Source organism: Vibrio sp. 10N.261.52.A1, assembly GCF_002876325.1.
Taxonomy (GTDB): domain Bacteria; phylum Pseudomonadota; class Gammaproteobacteria; order Enterobacterales; family Vibrionaceae; genus Vibrio; species Vibrio chagasii.
In genome coordinates this window covers 1-1,286 of the sequence record NZ_MCYD01000074.1, presented here as the reverse complement: position 1 = coordinate 1,286, position 1,286 = coordinate 1, and the positions used below count along the sequence as shown (strand labels likewise).

At 43.6% G+C, this 1,286-nt stretch carries 1 protein-coding gene; it reads right to left on the bottom strand.

Annotated features, from left to right (window positions below; translation table 11 throughout):
- Nucleotides 1-107: 107 nt before the first annotated feature.
- Nucleotides 108-1,082 (bottom strand): ester cyclase, encoded by a 975-nt coding sequence (locus BCT81_RS01070; RefSeq protein WP_102423019.1) that lies wholly within the window; start codon nt 1,080-1,082, stop codon nt 108-110.
- Nucleotides 1,083-1,286: the final 204 nt, after the last annotated feature.

Here is a 1,286-nt window from a genome sequence, read left to right as displayed (position 1 = left end):
ATTTAACATCTCGTGGGCTACTTGAGTCCGTTCGGATGAGTGAGCGTTAAAATAGGTTCTGTAGAAATTTTCTATCAAGCTGTTCAACATAATACTTCCTTATATAGTTAACCGATTTGAATGAGAATCTGTTTCCAGACAGCACTTTCATCAAGTAGAGTAAATTCTCTGCGTAGGCCCCAAGGCCCAAACTCCGCATGGCTGATTCCCATGATGTAAACGTCTTTTCCTGTAGGCTTTCCAAACATACCGTAGCCTTCATGCTTGCCTTGTAGCGACCAACGAATAGCCGCACGTGGTGACATCATTTCGTCATTGCGGCCTATACGATGGTGAATTTTGAACTCCGCGTTCGGAAATGAAGAGCGCAGTGACATCCAAAACTGGTCGATCTCGTTATGAGAGAGTGCAGTTTGGCTGCCCGTGTATTCGCCAATACAAGCTCGGTCATATTCTTTTGGTATTACCGAGAACTCAGCACCCATTACACGTCGCAGTATGTCTTCATAGCGCTGACCGTATTCATTGTCATTACCTACACCAAGGTAAGGGCCTTGAATGTCGACTTGGGGAGTGAAAGGGAAGGGGCATTGCTCAACGCCACCCTCTATTTCGATTTGCTGACGAGCGTACTCTTCTGACGTCATACCCAGTTGGTTTGCAATCGCAGCGATGTCTCGGATCATCCACTCGTCATTGATTTGGTTATTGATGGCATGGCAGTCAGCGATAATTCGAAACTTAAGTGTTTTGTTTGTGGCTTTACCAAATACGCCATCATTAGTGTGAGTAGCTGTTGAAATGATTCGATGTGATGAGAGCATGCCTTGCTCAGGAGTCCCTGACCAAATAACGTCTTCACCCAATAAGGTACGGTTCGGGAACTCGGCTAGTGTGCCCATGGTCGCGCTGATGACCTTTTCGTTTCCCTCGGTGATGGAGAGTGGTGTACGGACGATAATGTCAGGTGAGTAATAGTTATGTAGGGTACTCAGACCTCGATCTTCCCAAATTTCTTTAGTGATGCCTAATATGTAATCCGGAAAATCTTGCCATTTAGAATCAAAGCCAACCATAGCCATTAATCACCTCCTGATGCGTCATAAAATTAGTTATTGGATTATTTTTGGTTACGTATCCAATATTGCCTTTTGTTACCAGCGTGTCAATGAGGTGTTTTGCATATGTTTCTTTATTGTGGGTTGGATCTGTTTTTTAACAACTCTCAAAATACGGTTCTCAGTAAGATAATTGAGTAATGGTTCCATATTTATCGAGTGTATATG

What these genes read in the sequence shown, in the direction of transcription:
- BCT81_RS01070 (WP_102423019.1), bottom strand. Translation starts at nt 1,082, where the DNA reads ATGGCTATGGTTGGCTTTGATTCTAAATGGCAAGATTTTCCGGATTAC.